Source organism: Nonomuraea sp. JJY05 (assembly GCF_043496855.1).
GTDB lineage: Bacteria > Actinomycetota > Actinomycetes > Streptosporangiales > Streptosporangiaceae > Nonomuraea.
Window position 1 is genome coordinate 55315 of record NZ_JBIEIS010000001.1, and the last position, 17506, is coordinate 72820.

Genomic DNA, 17506 nt, shown 5'->3' on the forward strand with positions numbered 1-17506 from the left:
GAGGGCTCGGCCGGCTGAGGCGCTCAGAGGGTCTCGAAAAGGCTCGGGAAGACCTTGGAGACCTTGGACAGCAGGTACTCGCCGTAGGTGCCCGTGAAGTCGACCTGGCCGTCCCAGCGATGGCCAGGGGCGTACGGCAGCGGCGGTACCTCGCTGTCCCAGCCGGGGTCGAAGAAGAACGGGAAGCTCAGGCGCTCGTTGCCGCTGCGGTTGCGCACCCGGTGCGGGGTCGAGCGGTAGTGGCCGCCGGTGAGCTTGTCGAGCATGTCGCCGATGTTGCAGACGAAGGTGTTCTCCAGGGGCGGGGCCTCGATCCAGCCGCGCGGGGTGCGTACCTGGAGGCCGCCGTTGGCGTCCTGGAGGAGGAGGGTCAGCAGGCCGTAGTCGGTGTGCTCGCCGACGCCCCAGGTGTCGGGGTCGTCCGGCGGCGCGGGCGGATAATGAAATATCCGGAAAAGCACGGTCGGCTCGGCCGTGTAGCCGGAACGGAAGTAGTCCTCGTCCAGGCCGAGACTCAGAGCGATCCCCGACATGACGGCCTGGGCGAGCCTGGTCATCGTGCCGAGATAGTCGAGCACGGCGTCGCGGAGCTCGGGCACCTGAGCGGGGAACAGGTTCGGGCCGTGCAACGGCACCGGGACCGGCGGCTCCTCGGCGCCGAAGTAGATGCCCTCCTTCAGGTCGGGGCGCCCCGAGGTCAGCTCGCCTCCGACCGGGAAGAAGCCGCGCCAGGCCTTGCCTCCCCGTTCCATGGAGATCTCGGCCTTCACCTCTTCGGGCAGGGCGAAGAAGCGCCTGCTCGCGGCGTCGAGCCGGCGCGTCAGCTCCGGCGGCACGCCGTGGCCGGAGACGTAGAAGAAGCCGCTGTCCCGGCACGCCTCACCGATCGCCTCCGCCACAGCACGCTTGGCACGGTCAGCGGCGGCATCCGCAGGACCGGTGACGGCCGGGCCGGTGCCCCCAGGGCCGGTGGCAGTCGGGCCGGTGGCCGCCGGACCGGTGGCCACCGGGTCGATGCCCGCAGGACCGGTGGCCGCGGAGCCGGTGATGGCGGCGGGGTCGGCGGTGGTGGGGGCGGCGCTGCGGTCGGCGGGATTGCTGGGGTCGCTGGAGTCGGTGGGGTTGGCGAGCAGGGGCGAGACGTCGATCACCGGCAATTCGCTCACGCCGCCATTTTGACATCCGTCCCCTCCCTCCGCCCGCTGACGCACAATCGAAAGCAGGACCCTGCGGTAGGAGGCCTGATGCGCTTCATTCGCCGGAAGCAGGACGACGACGCCGAGCCTGGCCAGGTCACCCGCATCACGCCTGCCGTGGCGTACGACGGCGACCTCTACCACCTGCCCGACTGGGCGCGGCGCCGCCACGAGGAGCGCGAGCTCGGCCGGGGGCACGCGGCCGACGGCCAGATCGACACGCTCACGCTCCAGACCGGCAGCGTGCCGCGTTTCCACGAGCTGGAGGACGAGCGGCTGGCCGAGCTGGCCGAGATCGAGGACCGTACCGAGCAGGAGATCCAGCGGGCCCGCGCCGAGTTCGAGTCGCAGAAGATCAGGCTCGCCGAGTCGCGGCGGGCGTTCGGGGAGGCGCGCAAGGCGCTGGACGACAGCCAGCGCCACGTCGCCGAGCTGGAGCAGCCGAGCCGGCGGCCGGGCGACGGGCGGCCGAGCTCCATCGCGATCTCGGGCAGCCGTTGGCCGGTCGTCCGCCGCTGGCTGCCCGCCGCGCTGCTCCTGCTGCTCCTGCTGATCGTCGAGGTGCCCATCCTCTACCAGGTCATCCTCAACTGGGGCGACAGCGTGGCGATGACCGCGCTGCTCGCGGCCGGCGCCGCCCTGATCATGCTGGTGGCGCCGCACATGTACGGTCGCGCGTTCCGGTCGTGGCAGGAGCACGGCAGCCCGGCCAAGGGGCGGTGGCTGCTGGCCGGGGTGGCGCTCGTCTGGCTCGGCCTCATCGTCGCCGTGGCCGTCCTGCGCCGGGACGCCCTGGTCAAGCCGCTGGTCGTGGACGGCCAGGACATCGGGCCCACCTCGGAGGGGGTCAGCCAGGTGCCCACCATGATCCTGCTCCTGGCCCTCCTGATCGCCACCGCCCTGATCGCCGCCGACCTGGGGCGGCGCATGCACAACCCCAACGACCAGCGGTTACGGGAGCTGCGGGCCAAGCGTGACGTCGAGGCCCGCGCCTGCGCCGCCGCCCAGGCCGCCTACCAGCACGACGCCGGGTACGCCGAGAGCATCGCCCAATACCTGCAGGCGGTGGACCGGCGCAGGGCCGGCCGGCTGCGCCGGTTGGACAGCGGTTTCGACAGCCTGGCCACGGCGTATCTGGGTGGCGTGGTGGAGGGCCTGCGGGACCCGGAGGCGGCCAGCTGGGCCGAACGCATCGTCCTCCACCGCCGTACCCGCTCCTGAGGCCGGGTGCGAGGCTCAGCTGGACTCCCTGACCACGAGCCGGGTCGGCACCACGACGGAGGTGGTGTGGCGGCCCTCCAGCCGCGACAGCAGCAGCCGCGCGACGGCCAGCGCCTGCTCCGCCAGCGGAACCCGCACGGTGGTCAGCCCGGGCGTGGTGGCCGAGGCGGCGTCGACGTCGTCGAAGCCCACGATCGCCAGGTCCTCGGGCACCCGCCGGCCCAGCTCCCGCGCGGCCTGCAGCGCCCCGATGGCGAGCTGGTCGGTGGCGGCGAACACGGCGTCCAGCGCCGGCTCGTCGCCGAGCAGTTGCCGGGCCGCCGCCGCGCCCGAGGCTCGGGTGAGGTCGGCCAGGGCCAGCAGCGGCTGCGCGCCCGCCCGCTGCAGCGCCGCCCGGTGCCCGGCCAGGCGGTCCTGGACGGCGACCAGGTCCATCGGACCGCAGATCATGCCGATGCGGCGGCGCCCCCGCGCGAGGAGGTGCTCGGTGGCGGCGGCCGCGCCACCGACGTTGTCCACGTCCACGTACGGCACCAGCGAGGCGACGGCCGGCTTGCCGAGGAGCACGATGGGCACGTCCGTACGCGAGATCCGCTCGGCCAGCGTGTCGCCCCGGTCGGGCGGCAGCAGCACGACGCCGTCCACCAGCCGGGCCTCCGCCTGCTGGACGATGCGCCGATGGCTCTCGGCCGTGTCGGCCAGCATGAGCGTGATCTGCTTGCCCGCGCCCTCCAGCATGCTGGTGGCGTACTGGACGACGGCGGCCGTCAGCGCGTCGCCCTGCCTGGGGACGGAAAGGACGAGGGCGATCGCGTTGGTCCGCCGCGTGACCAGGCTGCGGGCGGCGGCGTTGGGCACGTAGCCGAGCTCCTTGACGGCCCGCATCACCGCCGTGCGGACCTCGGGGCTCACCGACGCCTCGCCGTTGACCACCCGCGAGACGGTGGCGCGGGAGACGCCGGTGCGGGCGGCGACGGTTTCCAGCGTGGGCCGCTTGGGCCGGGTCTCGACCAGGCCGTTGCGCCGGATGACGTCGCGGTACCACAGCGCGCTGTCCTTCGGCCGCCGTTTCTGGGTGGCGAAATCGACGTGCACGAGGCCGAACTTCCGCTGGTAGCCCTCGGTCCATTCCAGGTTGTCGAGCAGGGTCCAGACGAGATATCCGCGAACGCGGGCGCCGTCCGCGACGGCCGACAGCAGGGCCCGCAGATGCTCCTCGATGAAACTGATGCGCTCGACGTCGTGAATGCCGTCGCCGGTCACCACGTCGACGAAGTCGGCGCCGTTCTCGGTGACCATCAGGTCGAGCTCCGGATATTCCGTGGAAAGGCGACGGAGCACCAGCGAAAGGCAATTGGGCACGATCGGCCAGCCCATCGCGGTGACCGCCGTGGGAATCGTGCAGAACAGCACGCCCTCGCTTCCCGGAAAGGCCGGGGCGGCGGGCTCGCTGGGCTGCGCCTGCACCACCGAGGGCGAGTAGTAATTGACGCCGAGCAGGTCGAGGGGCTGCGCGATGATGTCGAGGTCGCCGTCGTGGACGTGGCCGAGGCCGCCGTTGCGCTCGATGACGGGCAGGAGCTCGGCGGGGTACGAGCCGCGCAGCATCGGCTCCAGGAACTGCCGGTTGGCCAGGGCGTCGATCCTGGCCACGGCCTCGGCGTCCTCCTCCGACAGCGGCCTGTCGAAGTCGCTGACCTGGGCGGGCGTCAGGACGGGCGAGATGTTGAGCACCGTCCCGACCCGGGCCGCCCCGCCGGAGCGCAGGGCCTGTGCGGCCAGCCCGTGCGCGAGCATCATGTGGTGGGCGCTCCTGAACGCCTCGGCGGCCGACTTGCGGCCCGGCGCGTGGCTCCCGTCGCCGTATCCCAGGAAAGCCGCCACCCAGGGCTCGTTCAGCGTGAACCAGGTGTCGACCCGGTCACCGAGCCGGCCGTGCACGGCGGCGGCGTAGTCCGCGAAACGGCGGGCGGTGTCGCGGGACGGCCAGCCGCCGAGCTCCTCAATCGCCTGCGGCAGATCCCAGTGATAAAGGGTCGCATAAGGCGTGATGCCGGCCGCGAGAAGCGCGTCGACCAGCCGGTCGTAAAAGTCGAGCCCGGCCTCGTTCACCTTGCCCGAGCCGTCGGGGCAAACCCGCGGCCAGCTCACCGAGAATCGGTAGGCGGCCATTCCCAGGTCTTTCATCAACCGCACGTCTTCGGGATAGCGGTGGTAATGGTCGCAGGCCTCGGCGCGGTCGGCGGAAAAGACGTCCCAGATGGACGGCCCGCGACCGTCGGCGGAAGTGGCCCCCTCGATCTGAAAGGCCGAGGTAGAGACTCCCCACACGAAACCCTCGGGGAAGCTTGCGGTGCTCATTCTGGCGGAACCCTCCGATGACTGTTTGCCCGCTTAGTCTCCCGCGTGCCGCTCGTCGCGCGCCAGCCTGGCCAGGCTGTATACAGAGCGCGTGGAACTGGACCGGCTCGATCGTGACATCATCGCGGCGCTCGTCGAGGACGCCCGCGCGACCTTCGCGGACATCGGACACCATGTGGGGCTGAGCGCGTCGGCGGTCAAGCGCCGGGTGGACCGGTTGCGCGAGACGGGGGCTATCACGGGGTTCAGCGCGAGGGTGGCGCCGCAGGCGCTCGGGTGGACGACCGAGGCGTACGTGGAGCTGTTCTGCCAGGGCAAGACGAAGCCGTCGGACATCGCGCTGGCCGTGGCGAAGTTCCCCGAGGTGGTGGGGGCGGCCACGATCACGGGCGAGGCGGACGCGCTGCTGCACATCAGGGCCACCGACGTGCGCCACGTGGAGCGGGTGATCGAGCGCATCGCGGCGCAGTCGTTCGTGGTGCGGACCAAGAGCTCCATCGTGCTCTCGCGGCTCGTGGACGCACCTCCCGGCACCGCCGTGCCGGAGCCGCGCAACGGATCGCAGGCTCAGGTCTGAAAGACGCAACAGACCTGCGCGAACACGCAATGCCAAACACTTGGCCTGCATAAACATGCATTCTTAGGCTGTCTCCGTCCCTTCGAAAAGGACATCCACCCACAAACGTCGACGGAGACCTGCATGCCCAAACACTTCCTGATGTGCCGTCCGGACTACTTCACGGTCGAGTACGCGATCAACCCGTGGATGGATCCCGAGGCCGGCGCGGACCGCGACCGGGCGGTCCGGCAGTGGGAGGGCCTGAAGGCGGCGTACGAGGAGCTCGGACACCAGGTCAGCCTGATCGACCCGATCGAGGGGCTGCCCGACATGGTCTTCGCCGCCAACGGCGCGCTGGTCGTGGACGGCCACGTCTACGGCGCCCGGTTCGCCCACGCCGAGCGCGGCCCCGAGGGCCCCGCCTACCTGCGGTGGTTCACCGAGCGCGGCTACCCGGCGCGCGAGCCGGCGCACGTCAACGAGGGCGAGGGCGACTTCCTCACGCTCGACGACGTCATCCTGGCCGGCACGGGCTTCCGCACGGACGTGGTGGCGCACCAGGAGGCGCAGGAGTTCCTGGGCCGCCCGGTGATCTCCCTGACGCTGGTCGACCCGCGCTTCTACCACCTGGACACGGCGCTGTTCCCGCTCGACGGGCGCAACGTCGCGTACTACCCGGAGGCGTTCTCCGAGGGCAGCAGGAGGGTGCTGCGCAAGCTGTTCCCCGACGCGGTGATCGCGACCGCCGAGGACGCCGAGGTGCTCGGTTTGAACGCGGTCAGCGACGGCAGGAACGTCATCATCAACGCCGAGGCGTCGAACCTCCAGCTGGAGCTCAAGCGGCGGGGTTACGAGGTCATCCCCGTCGACCTGTCGGAGCTGCGTAAGGCAGGCGGCGGACCCAAGTGCTGCACACTGGAGATCAGGGGGGAGAACTGACCATGACCACCAGCGCAGAGCTCATCGAGATGAGCGAGCGCCGCAGCGCGCACAACTACCATCCGCTTCCCGTCGTGATCCACGAGGCGCACGGCGCCTGGGTCACCGACGTGGAGGGCAAGCGATATCTGGACTGCCTGTCCGGCTATTCCTCGCTCAACTTCGGCCACGGCCATCCGAAGATCATCGAGGCCGCCCGCAACCAGCTCGACAACCTGACCCTGACCAGCCGCGCGTTCTACCACGACCAGTTCGCGCAGTTCTGCGCCGGGCTCGGCGATCTCACGGGCAAGGACCTCGTCCTGCCCATGAACACCGGCGCCGAGGCCGTCGAGACCGCCATCAAGGTGGCCCGCAAATGGGGCTACGAGGTCAAGGGCGTCGAGCCCGACCAGGCGAACATCATCGTGATGGAAGGCAACTTCCACGGCCGCACCACCACGATCGTGAGCTTCTCCACCGACCCGGAGGCACACGACAACTTCGGGCCTTACACGCCGGGCTTCCGGCTCGTGCCGTACGGCTCCACCGAGGCGATCAGGCGGGCGGTCGACCCGAACACGGTCGCGGTGCTGGTCGAGCCCATCCAGGGCGAGGCCGGGGTGCTCGTGCCGCCGGACGGGTACCTGAGCGAGATCCGGGAGCTCTGCTCCGCGCAGGGGATCCTGATGATCGCCGACGAGGTGCAGTCGGGGCTGGGGCGCACCGGGCAGACGTTCGCGTGCGACTACGAAGGGGTCGTGCCCGACATCTACGTCCTGGGCAAGGCGCTCGGCGGCGGCGTCGTACCGGTCTCGGCCATCGCCGCGAACCGGGACGTGCTCGGGATCATCCAGCCCGGCCAGCACGGGTCCACGTTCGGCGGCAACCCGCTGGCGTGCGCGGTGGGCATCGCGGTCATCGAGCTGCTGAACACCGGCGAGTTCCAGGCCCGGGCCGCCAAGCTCGGCGAGGTGCTGCACGCCCGGCTGCGCGAGCTGATCGGCAAGGGGGTCGTGGAGGTGCGCGGGCGCGGGCTGTGGGCCGGCGTGGACATCGACCCGGAGCTCGCGACCGGGCGCGAGGTGTCGAAGGCGCTGATGGCGCGGAGCGTCCTCGCCAAGGACACCCACGGCTCCACGATCCGCCTCGCCCCGCCCATCGTGGTCTCCGAGGAGGACCTGGTCTGGGCCGTCAACCAGCTCGCCGACGCGCTCTACGAGCTCGACACCGCCTGACCGCGCTTTCGAGATCCTTTACGGCAGAGCACGGCAGGGCCCAACCACCGCACGTGGCCGGGCCCTGTCCAGGGAGACGCTCCTCCGGTGCACGGGGCCGGGCGCCGCTACGGCGCCCGGTCGCCCGACCAGGTGGTCATTTGCCGGCCGGGGACGCCTTCGCTGTCACCGACGTCGGCGCCGGCACCTGCGAGGGCTCCACGCTCTCCGTCGGCTCCGGCTTCGCCGGCGTGCCCGACGGCTCCAGGCTGATCGTCGGCACCGGCTCCCCCGCGGCCGGGTCGCTCGTCGCCTCCAGCGTGACCGTCATGGTCGGCACCGGCTCCGAGACGGCACCGTCGCCGGGTGCCCCCGGGCTCGCGACGGGCTCGGCGCTGGACGGGGCGCAGGCCACCGCCTCCGCATTGCCAGACAGCGTCGCCTGCGGCAGCACGTCCACCACCGACGCGTTGTACTGGGCGGTCAGCGCCAGCACGCTTCCCTTGGGAGCCCGGGCGAGCCGGTCGTCCACGACCGTCTGCCGCTCCCCCATGAACACGTGCGTGACCGGGTCGAAGATGGCCTGCCTGAGTATCCCCTGAGGGTCGACCCGCCCGAGCGCCAGCCCCTTGCGGCCCGCCGAGTCCTCCACCCCTTCGGCCACTTGGACGCCGGCGATCGACTTGGCCGCCTCGAAGAGCGCGTCGCGCTGGGCCTTCGGCAGGTACGTCTCCCTGACCAGGTCGGTCAGATGGTCGAAGGCGGCCCGGTCGCTCTCGTCGCCCTTGGCTTCGCCCGCCGCGGCGGGCATCTGGTAGAGGCGTGCCCGCATCCCGGCGACGTCCGTCGGCAGCGTGCTCAGGTAGGCGTAGTCGGTGCGGTGCTCGCCCAGCTGGGACGGGCAGGACGGCAGCGTGTGCCAGTCGGAGCCCTCCCAGTCCTTGGCGTCCGCCGGCAGCCGCTCGCCCGGCCAGGGCTGGGGCTCGCGGCCCTCGATCAGCAGCAGGCCGTTCGCGCTCCCGTCCACCGACTGCCAGATCTTCCTGTGGTTCCGGTAGAGGTGGCGGGTGGTCTGACCGTCCTGTGCGGCCGACATCGCCCCGTACATGGTGTCGGACTCGATCAGGATGAACTGGCCGGGACGGGGGGCCAGCTCGTCGGACGACGACACGGCGGCCGACTGGATCACCGAGGTGGCGGGGCCGGTGCCTCTGTGGCCCTGGTTCGTCATGGCCACGGCCACCCCGCCGACCAGGGCGACCGTGACGCCGAACGCGGCCGCGGCCTGCCAGCCGAACCTGGGCAGGCGAAAGCGGCCCCCGCCACGCGCCTCCGCCAGCAGCCGTTCCCGCGCTGTGGCCCTGGCCTCGGCCCCGTACGGCGGCACGGCGGGCCGGCCGTCGGCGAACGTGCGGATCTCGTCCTCATCCATGCTGGGGCTCCTCTGCTGCGAAGGGATCGATGCCGCCGAGAGCCCTGCGCACCTTGACGCGGAGCCTGTGGAGCCTGGACCTGACGGTGCCGACCGGCACGCCGAGCGCGAGCGCCGCGTCCTCGTACGTCAGATCCGCCCAGGCCACGAGCAGCAGCAGGTCGCGCTCGCCCGCGCTGAGCCGGGTGAGCGCCCCGGCCAGCCTGGGCTGGAGCTGCTCGGCGGTCACCCGATCCGCGCTGCGGTCGTCGAACGTGCCGGGGCGCTCCACGCTCACCTTGGCCATGGCGGCGGTGCGCCGCCGTTCGGCCCTGCGATGCTGGGCGACGACCTTGGTCGCGATGCCGTATAACCATGGCCTGGCATCGGGCCACGAGCGGTCGTAACGCGCCCGCCGGCGGAAGGCGACGAGGAACACCTCCCCCGTCACGTCGTCGGCCAGCTCGCTCCCGAGGCGCCGGGCCGCGTACCTGTGGATCTCGTCGGCGTGCCGGTCGAACAGCGCCGCGAAGCTCTCCGGGTCGGCCAGCGAATGCCCGATCAGCGTCGAGTCATCCAGCGTCTCAGGCACATCCTGAACACCCACCACTCTGCCGGTCCTCTCTCATGCGGTCACCCTGTTGTTGGCCGCACGCCGGAGGGCGGTTCCACTTTTCTTTTGGCTACGGGAGGCGCCACACCTCCATGCCCTCCGGAGCCGGCTCCGGGGTGAAGCCCGCGGTCTCCAGCTCCGAGACCAGCCGCTCCCGGGTGGGCCAGTGGTTGGTGAGGACCACCTCGTCCTCGCTGATCGCCACGCCGTGCTGCCTGATCCGGTAGACGAAGCGCGTGGTGACGCTCTCCCCCTCGGCCTCCAGCACCTGCCCGGCCACCTCGTAGGCGTGCCTGCCGACCTGGTACGACCCCATGATCTCGAGATCACCCGGCACCGGCGCGGACCGCTCGCGCCAGTTGAACACCAGCCGCCCGCCAGGCTCCAGCTGCCTGGTCAGCACCTGCCACAGCGTGGCCCGCTCCTCCGCGTCGAAGCTCTGCAGGACGGAGATCATCACGACCGCCTCGACCGGTTCGTCCACCTCCACGTCGAGCGCCCCGTACGGCAGCACGGTCACCCGCCGCAGCGTCGAGGGGTCGGACGCCAGGCGGGAGATCAGGACCGAACGCATGCCCAGCGACGGCTCCAGGGCGTAGATCTCGGCCGGCGTCTCCCTGGCGATCAGTTCGGTGATCAGGCCGGTGCCCGCGCCGATCTCGAGCACGCTCCGCCGCACTTCCTTCAGCAGCAGGGGAAGAAGCTCCCGCACCATCGGGACGTGCCCGTCCTCGTGCCAGAGGTCGTAGAAGGGCACGGCGGCGGCGTAATCATCCTTGTGCATGCGCTTCAGCGTAGGCGTACGGAGTCGATCGGCCTGACCGCATCGCCGACGGACTCGAACCAGGTGACCTCGTCGGGCAGGGTTAACGTGGCCACCGCGTTCTGGAACCAGGGCCCCTTCGTGACCCGCCATCTGAACGGCGGCCTCGGGATGCCCGCCATCCGCGCCAGCACGCCGCCGACCAGCGTGGCGATCGAGAACTGGGTGAACACGTTGGCCCAGCGGAGCAGGCGGCTGAGCGGGTTGCGGATCGGCGAGCAGACGATCTGGAAGATCTGCCCGGCACTGGCCTTGGCCAGGTAGGAGTAGTGGACGTCGCCCGAGAGGATCAGCACGGGCTTGCCGGTCCGCACCAGCAGCCCGGCCAGGTCCTCGAACGAACGCCGGAACGCCGCCCAGTGCTCCAGGTCGATGGCCTGCCGGAACTTCTCCGACCACCGCCGTGCGAGAGGGCCCCACTTGCCGTCGCACAGGGCCTCGTTCCAGTTCTGCACGCCGTGGACGCCCTCAGGAAGGAGGAACGGGATCGACGAGCCGATGATCAGCCGCTCGGCCGGGGCGGCGACCTGCTCCTCCAGCCAGGCCCACTCCCCCGGGTCGAGCATGCGGCGGTCGCCGGGCGTGAGCTGCCGGGCGCACCTGGTGTCCACCATGATCAGGCGGGCGTTGCCGAGGTCGCGGGCGTAGCTCCAGCGGTTGCTGCTCGGCTCGGCGTCGGCCTTCTCCGCGAACTCGTCCAGGGCCGCGCCGCCGTCGCCGTCCATCAGCTTGCGCAGCAGCGGGTCCTCCGCGCGCTCGGCCGGCGAGAGGTTGCCGAGGTGCTGATAGATCCAGTACGCGCCCAGCCCCGCGACGACGCGGCGCTGCCACCACGGCACGGCGGCCATCTGCTGGCGCCAGGGCTGCGAGGTGTTCCAGTCGTCGCGCAGGTCGTGGTCGTCGAAGATCATCGCGGTCGGGACCGTGGACAGCAGCCAGCGGATCTCCTCGTCGGTCCAGGCCAGGCGGTAGAGCTCGGCGTACTCCTCGAAGTCGGCGATCTCCCCCTGCGGCTCCGTGCTCCTGCGGGAGCGGATGTATTCGAGCATCGCGGGCGAGGGGTTGTCGGCGTAGACCTGGTCGCCGAGGAGCACCAGCAGGTCGGGCCACTCCTCGTCGTCGGCCGCCGGAAGGTGCTCGCCGTACGCGCGCAGGACGTCGTCGCCGTGGGTGAGGACGTACGCGGCGTCGTGCGGGACGCTGGTGCGGCACGAGCCGAACGCCAGCTTGCGCACCCCGTCGGCGGGCAGCAGCCGGATCCGGCTCGGCGGGCGACCCGCCAGAGGCCATACCTGCTCCCCGTCGAGCCTCACCGAATACGACCCGATATCCTGGGAGAGCTTAACGAGATCCACGATCGCGTAGTGGTGACCGTGCACGGTGAAGGTAGGCGACCGGTAAGACCTGCCGTCCGCCTCGATGGTGACCGTGCAGGGTTCGGCGGTCTCCACCCAGATCGAGGCGCTGCCGGTGTCCACATATCGCAGCATCGGCCCCATCACGAGTGCGGGCATCTCACTCCCCGAGATATTCACGATTCGGCACACTGACCGGACGCAAGCCTGCCAGAGTGGCACGGTCCACAGCACCTCGACCGTGGGCATGGATTTCATCGACTGCTAGGCAAGCTCAAACCCTCCGCCTTAGGATGATCGCGACAACAACGCCCAAAGCGGGAGGCAAAGGCGCTTCCCCCTTAAAAAGGGCGTCATAGCAGGAGGATTCTCTTCCATGAGCATCATGGTGCCGTCAAAGACGCCGGCCCTGATCACCCCGGGCCGTCAGGCCCTCGACTCCGCACTCCACCAACTCGACCAGGCCGCCGAGCAGCTCGGACTCGACGACGGGCTCCGTACGATGCTGGCCACGCCCCGGCGGTCGCTGACCGTCTCGGTGCCGGTCCGGCGCGAGAACGGCCGCCTGGACGTCGTGCAGGGCTTCCGCGTCCAGCACAACGTCTCGCGCGGACCCGCCAAGGGCGGCCTCCGTTTTCATCCGGACACCGACATCCACGAGGTCACCGCGCTCGCGATGTGGATGACGTGGAAGTGCGCACTGGTCGGCATCCCGTACGGCGGCGCCAAGGGCGGCGTGGCCGTGGATCCGTCCACGCTCACCGAGCGCGAGCGGGAGCGCATGACCCGCCGCTACGTCAACGAGGTCATGCCGCTGATCGGCCCTGAGCAGGACATCCCGGCTCCGGACGTCGGCACCGACGCGCAGACCATGGCCTGGATCATGGACACCTACAGCGTCCACACCGGCTTCCCGGTGCCCGGCGTCGTCACCGGCAAGCCGAAGACGCTGGGCGGCTCGCACGGACGCATGTCCGCCACCTCGCGCGGCGTGCAGATCGCGGCGCTGGCCGCGTTCGGCCGCTCGCCCGCCGGCAGCACCGTGGCCGTGCAGGGCTTCGGCAAGGTGGGCGCGCCGGCCGCGCAGTTCCTGGCCGACGCGGGTTGCAAGGTGGTGGCCGTCTCCGACGCCACGGGCGCCGTCTACGCGCCCGGCGGCCTCGACCTCCCCGCCCTGGTCGCGTACGCGGCCGAGGCCGGGGGCGTGCGCGGCTTCCGCGAGGCCGACGCGCTGGCCCATGACGAGCTGCTGGAGCTGGACGTGGACATCCTCGTCCCGGCGGCCCTCGAAGGCGCGATCACCGAGGCCAACGCGCCCCGGATCCGCGCCCGGCTGATCGTGGAGGGCGCCAACGGCCCCACCACGCCCGAGGCCGACGAGATCCTGGCGGCGAACGGCACCACGGTGGTGCCCGACATCCTCGCCAACGCGGGCGGGGTGATCGTGTCCTACCTCGAGTGGGTGCAGAACCTGCAGGCCTACTCGTGGAGCGCCGAGCAGGTCGAGATCAAGCTGCGCGAGCTCATGCTGGAGGCCTTCGCCGAGGTGAAGTCGGTGGCGGCCGAACGCGGCCTGACGCTCCGGCAGGCGGCACACGTCATCGGCGTGGGCCGCGTCGTCGAGGCCCACCAGCTCCGGGGCCTCTACCCGTAACCACACCTCGGTCCCACCGGCTGAGCCACGGTGGGCGCGCCACCACCGCGCGCCCACCCCATCCCCGAAGCACCTGGGGACGCCGGCCCACCTCGGCGGCGCGCGCATGACCCGCCGGGGCCGGTGATCAGACGCGGAGCTCCGCGTAGTCAAGGGCTTCCATCAGGCTCTCCAGGTCGCGCATGAGCTGCTCCGTGCGCTCCCGCCCGAACGCCGCCGCGATCAGCCCGTGATGCTCGGCCACCGCCCCGTCCACCCGCGCCAGCAGCTCGGCGCCCCGGTCCGAGACGAAGACCGCCACCCGCCGCCGGTCGCCCTTGGAGGGCCCGCGGTAAACGAGCGCCCGGTCGATCAGCCGGTCGATGGCCTTGGTCAGCGTAGGGTGCGGCATCAGCACCGCCTCCGCCAGCTCGCCCATCGAGTCGCCCCGCCCGTCGGCCAGCGCCCGCATGATGCGCCACTGCTCGACCGTGACGTCCTCGCCGGCCAGCACCGCGGCCAGCCCCCGGTTGACGCTGCGCTCCGCACGGCTGAGGAGGTAGGCGAGTGAGGACCCGAGCCCAGAGGTGGTCATGGAGAAAGGTCCTTTCATCGGAGAGCTAGAACGGAGGATACTCGTCGGCGTGGCGGCGACCGTCGATCCGTTGGAAGCGCGGCTCATGCCGTCCGAGTCGATCAGGATCGGCCTCGTCGTGCCCGTGTCGGGAGTGCTCGGCCTGATGGGCCCCTGCGCGATCAACTGCGCGGTGCTGGCCGCCGAGGAGGTCAACGCCGGGGGCGGCGTGCTGGGCAGGCCGGTCGAGCTGGTGCTCGTCGACGGCGGCAGGCCCGCCCGCCAGGTGGCGGCCGAGGTGGCCGGGCTGGTGGGCTCGGAGACGGTGCAGGCCCTCGCGGGCGCCCACGCGAGCGACGTGCGGGTGGAGGTCGTGGCCGCGATCGCCGGGCGGGTGCCGTTCGTGTACGCGCCACCGTACGAGGGCGGCGGCCACGCGCCGGGCGTCTACTTCCTCGGCGAGACCCCGGGCAGGCAGCTCGCGCCGGGCATCGAGTGGCTGGCCGGCACGCGCCGGGCGCGCCGCTGGTACCTGCTGGGCAACGACTACGTCTGGCCGCGCCTGGTGCACGCCGGCGCCCGCAGGCGGCTGCGCGCCCGGGGCGCGAGCGTGGTGGGCGAGAGCTTCGTCGCCTACGGCGAGGCCGTCAGCCGGCTCGACCGGGTGGCGGACGCGCGGCCCGACGCCATCCTGCTGACGCTGATCGGCAGCGACCTCATGGCGTTCAACCGGGCGTACGCGGCCTCCGGACTCGGCGCGGCCCGGCTGTGCGGAGCGCTGGAGGAGCACGGCCTGCTGGGCGTCGGCGGGGACGTCACCGGCGAGCTGTACGCGTCCATGGGCTACTTCCGCGACCTGTCCACCGACGCCGGCCTCGACTTCGCCGAGCGGTACGCGGCCCGGTTCGGCGAGGACGCCCCCATGCTGAACGCCCACGGCCACGGCTGCTACGAGGCCGTGGCGATGCTGGCCGCGCTGGCGGCGCGGGCGGGGTCGCTGGCCGTGCCCGCGCTCGACGCGGCCGCCGACGGCACCGAGATCACCAGCGCCCGCGGCACGCTCAAGCTGCTCGACCGCCAGGTACGCCGTCCCGTGCACCTGGGCAGGGCGGACGGCCTGGGATTCTTTCTAGAGAAACCTTTCCAGTAGAAAGCTTTGGCCCTAGGGTGCGAATGCCCCCCACGCAGCTAGGAGCCGTCCATGAGCACAGTGGAGCAGTTCGGCTACCGCCAGGAACTCCAGCGTTCCCTGGGCTTCGCCGACCTGATGATCTATGGCTTGATCTTCATGGTGCCGATCGCCCCGTTCGGCATCTTCGGCCACGTCTTCGCCGTCTCCCACGGGATGGTGGCGCTCGCGTACGTCATCGGCCTGGTGGCGATGGCGTTCACGGCACTGTCGTACGCGCAGATGGCCCGCGCCTTCCCCATGGCCGGCTCGGTCTACACGTACGCGGGCCGGGGCATCGCCGCCCCTGTCGGGTTCATCGCCGGATGGGCGATCCTGCTCGACTACGTGCTCGTGCCCTCGCTGCTCTACCTGGTGGCCGGCGTGGCCATGAACTCGTTCGTGCCCGCGGTGCCCGTCTGGCTGTGGCTGGTGGCCTTCGTCGCGCTCAACACGGTCGTGAACTATTTCGGCATCCAGATGACCGCCAGGATCACCCGGATCATGCTGGTGGCCGAGCTCGCGGTGCTCGCGATCTTCCTGGTGGTGGGCGGTGTCGCGCTGGCCCAGGGCAAGGCGCAGACCGGCGCGTTGACTCCGTTCTTCGACTCCGCCGGATTCAGCTGGAGCGTGGTCCTGGCCGCCGCGTCGGTGGCCGTGCTGTCGTTCCTCGGCTTCGACGGCATCTCCACGCTGGCGGAGGAGAACCGCGAGGACGCCCGCCGGCTCGGCCGCTCCATGGTGGCCGCGCTGGCGCTGGCCGCGGTGCTGTTCGTGGCGCAGACCTGGGTCGCCGCGCTGCTCACCCCCGGCCGCGACGCTCTGATCGCCAACGACGACCCGGCGGGCAGCGCGTTCTACACCACCGCGGAGTTCGCCGGCGGGCACTGGTTGTCGGTGCTGACCGCCGTGGCCACCGCCGTCGCGTGGGGGTTCGCCAACTCGCTGGTCGCGCAGGCGGCCACCTCGCGCCTGCTGTTCGCGATGGGCCGCGACCGCCAGCTCCCCTCCTTCCTCGCGAAGGTGGATCCCAAGCACAAGGTGCCGGTCAACGCGACCCTGGTGGTGGCCGCGCTCTCGCTGATCATCGGCGTCTACATGAGCACCCGGCCGACCGGCATCGGCGAGCTGAGCTCGCTGGTCAACTTCGGGGCCATGGCCGCGTTCCTGCTGCTGCACGTCTCCGTCGTCGTCCACTACGTCGTCAGGCGGCGCAGCCGCAACTGGCTCGCGCACCTGGTCGTGCCCGTGGTCGGCATCGTCGTCCTGGTGGCCGTCGTCCTCAACCAGAGCGTCTACGCCCAGTGGGCCGGCGGCATCTGGCTGGCCGTCGGCCTCCTCGTCCTCGGCGTCTCGTACGCCCGCGGCCGCCGGCCCGTACTCCCATCGGAGGTCCAATGAACGTCGTCTCCTACCGTCCCTCCCCGCAGGACCTGAGCTACACCTTCGGGGGACGCTCGGCCGTCGGCAAGGTACGGCCGGGCACGATCCTGGAGCTGTACACCGAGGACTGCTTCGGCGGTCGCGTGCGGACGGTGGACGACCTGCCGTCGCAGGTGTGCGAGTTCCCCTACCTGAACCCGGTGACGGGCCCCTTCCACGTCGAGGGCGCCGAGCCCGGCGACACGCTGGCCCTGCACTTCGTGAAGATCACACCGGCCAGGGACTGGGCGGTGTCGACGACGTTCCCCCACTTCGGCGCGCTGACCAGCACCCACACCACGGCCACGCTGCAGCCGCCGCTGGAGGAGCGGGTCTGGCGCTACGACATCGACCTCGACGCGGGCGTGGCCGTCTACCACGCCCGCAACAGCGACTTCAGCGTGGCGCTGCCGCTCGACCCGATGCACGGCACGGTCGGCGTGGCCCCCGCCGCGAACGAGGCACGCATGACGATCACCCCGGACGCGCACGGCGGCAACATGGACACCCCGGAGCTGCGCGCGGGCGTCACCGTCTACCTGGGCGTCAACGTCGAGGGCGGAATGTTCTCGATCGGCGACGGCCACGGGTTGCAGGGGCACGGTGAGGTCTGCGGCACGGCCGTGGAGTCGGCCATGAACACCGTGGTCGCGGTCGAGCTGATCAAGGGGGTGGCGACGCCGTGGCCGCGGCTGGAGGACGATCTGCACCTGATGTCCACGGGCTCGGCCAGGCCGCTGGAGGACGCGTACCGGATCAGCCAGCACGACCTGGTCACCTGGACGTCGGAGCTGACCGGGCTGGACACGCTGGATGCCTACCAGCTCGTCAGCCAGGCCGGGCAGGCGCCGGTCGGCAACGTGTGCGACACCAACTACACGATGGTCGCGAAACTGCCCAAGGCGTATCTGGGCCGGCCGGCCGCCTACGAGTCGGCGCACGCCCGGCTGCGCGCGCTGGGCTCTCAGTACACAAGTTGAGGTAAAGATTGATGTCGCAGGTCAGAGCACTGATCATCGTCACCTTAAGGTGGGA

The 17506-nt window shown here is 71.1% G+C and carries 15 protein-coding genes; 8 read left to right on the forward strand and 7 right to left on the reverse strand.

The annotated features are described in order from the left end of the window. Positions 1 to 23: 23 nt before the first annotated feature. Positions 24 to 1166, reverse strand: coding sequence for an isopenicillin N synthase family dioxygenase (locus ACFKCF_RS00260; RefSeq protein ID WP_394489313.1), 1143 nt, complete (start codon positions 1164 to 1166; stop codon positions 24 to 26). Between the two features lie 78 nt (positions 1167 to 1244). Here ACFKCF_RS00260 and ACFKCF_RS00265 point away from each other — a divergent pair, with 78 nt between their 5' ends. Then, a complete protein-coding gene (locus ACFKCF_RS00265; RefSeq protein WP_394489315.1) occupies positions 1245 to 2417 on the forward strand; it encodes a hypothetical protein in 1173 nt (390 codons plus the stop codon). Between the two features lie 15 nt (positions 2418 to 2432). Here the strand turns inward: ACFKCF_RS00265 and ACFKCF_RS00270 are convergent, their stop codons facing one another. Beyond that, positions 2433 to 4778: a GH1 family beta-glucosidase gene (locus ACFKCF_RS00270; protein WP_394489317.1), complete on the reverse strand. Its 2346-nt coding sequence runs from the start codon at positions 4776 to 4778 to the stop codon at positions 2433 to 2435. A 91-nt stretch (positions 4779 to 4869) separates the two neighbouring features. Here ACFKCF_RS00270 and ACFKCF_RS00275 point away from each other — a divergent pair, with 91 nt between their 5' ends. From ACFKCF_RS00275 to rocD, 3 genes are all read left to right on the forward strand, one after another. After that, positions 4870 to 5355 (forward strand): Lrp/AsnC family transcriptional regulator, encoded by a 486-nt coding sequence (locus ACFKCF_RS00275; protein WP_394489319.1) that lies wholly within the window; start codon positions 4870 to 4872, stop codon positions 5353 to 5355. 123 nt (positions 5356 to 5478) lie between these two features. Further along, complete coding sequence (ddaH, locus tag ACFKCF_RS00280) at positions 5479 to 6276, forward strand: dimethylargininase (protein ID WP_394489321.1); 798 nt, start codon at positions 5479 to 5481, stop codon at positions 6274 to 6276. Between the two features lie 2 nt (positions 6277 to 6278). Further along, entirely contained in the window at positions 6279 to 7493 is a 1215-nt protein-coding gene (rocD, locus tag ACFKCF_RS00285) for an ornithine--oxo-acid transaminase (RefSeq protein WP_394489323.1), read from the forward strand. A gap of 136 nt (positions 7494 to 7629) precedes the next feature. Here the strand turns inward: rocD and ACFKCF_RS00290 are convergent, their stop codons facing one another. The 4 genes from ACFKCF_RS00290 to ACFKCF_RS00305 all read right to left on the reverse strand — a co-directional run bounded on the left by ACFKCF_RS00290 (position 7630) and on the right by ACFKCF_RS00305 (position 11833). Further along, on the reverse strand, positions 7630 to 8904 hold the full coding sequence (locus ACFKCF_RS00290) for a CU044_5270 family protein (RefSeq protein ID WP_394489326.1): 1275 nt from the start codon (positions 8902 to 8904) through the stop codon (positions 7630 to 7632). After that, positions 8897 to 9475 carry an RNA polymerase sigma factor gene (locus tag ACFKCF_RS00295; RefSeq protein WP_394489328.1) on the reverse strand — a complete coding sequence of 193 codons (579 nt, stop codon included), beginning with the start codon at positions 9473 to 9475 and terminating at the stop codon, positions 8897 to 8899. Before ACFKCF_RS00295 ends, ACFKCF_RS00290 begins: the two co-directional genes overlap by 8 nt. 91 nt (positions 9476 to 9566) lie before the next feature. Beyond that, positions 9567 to 10280: a class I SAM-dependent methyltransferase gene (locus tag ACFKCF_RS00300; protein ID WP_394489330.1), complete on the reverse strand. Its 714-nt coding sequence runs from the start codon at positions 10278 to 10280 to the stop codon at positions 9567 to 9569. Between the two features lie 5 nt (positions 10281 to 10285). Beyond that, entirely contained in the window at positions 10286 to 11833 is a 1548-nt protein-coding gene (locus tag ACFKCF_RS00305) for an alkaline phosphatase D family protein (RefSeq protein ID WP_394489332.1), read from the reverse strand. Positions 11834 to 12050: 217 nt separating this feature from the next. On the opposite strand from ACFKCF_RS00305, the gene ACFKCF_RS00310 reads away from it, so the two are divergent. Continuing rightward, positions 12051 to 13328, forward strand: a complete 1278-nt coding sequence (locus tag ACFKCF_RS00310; RefSeq protein WP_394489334.1) for a Glu/Leu/Phe/Val dehydrogenase — start codon at positions 12051 to 12053, stop codon at positions 13326 to 13328. A gap of 127 nt (positions 13329 to 13455) precedes the next feature. Here ACFKCF_RS00310 and ACFKCF_RS00315 read toward each other — a convergent pair whose 3' ends face one another. After that, a complete protein-coding gene (locus ACFKCF_RS00315; RefSeq protein WP_394489336.1) occupies positions 13456 to 13902 on the reverse strand; it encodes a MarR family winged helix-turn-helix transcriptional regulator in 447 nt (148 codons plus the stop codon). A 49-nt stretch (positions 13903 to 13951) separates the two neighbouring features. Here ACFKCF_RS00315 and ACFKCF_RS00320 point away from each other — a divergent pair, with 49 nt between their 5' ends. Genes ACFKCF_RS00320 through ACFKCF_RS00330 form a run of 3 tightly spaced genes read left to right on the forward strand, consistent with a single transcriptional unit; the run spans position 13952 to position 17451 of the window. Beyond that, a complete protein-coding gene (locus tag ACFKCF_RS00320; protein ID WP_394489338.1) occupies positions 13952 to 15031 on the forward strand; it encodes a substrate-binding domain-containing protein in 1080 nt (359 codons plus the stop codon). Positions 15032 to 15082: 51 nt separating this feature from the next. After that, positions 15083 to 16450 carry an APC family permease gene (locus ACFKCF_RS00325; protein WP_394489340.1) on the forward strand — a complete coding sequence of 456 codons (1368 nt, stop codon included), beginning with the start codon at positions 15083 to 15085 and terminating at the stop codon, positions 16448 to 16450. Next, positions 16447 to 17451: an acetamidase/formamidase family protein gene (locus tag ACFKCF_RS00330; protein WP_394489342.1), complete on the forward strand. Its 1005-nt coding sequence runs from the start codon at positions 16447 to 16449 to the stop codon at positions 17449 to 17451. Before ACFKCF_RS00325 ends, ACFKCF_RS00330 begins: the two co-directional genes overlap by 4 nt. Positions 17452 to 17506 lie beyond the last annotated feature (55 nt).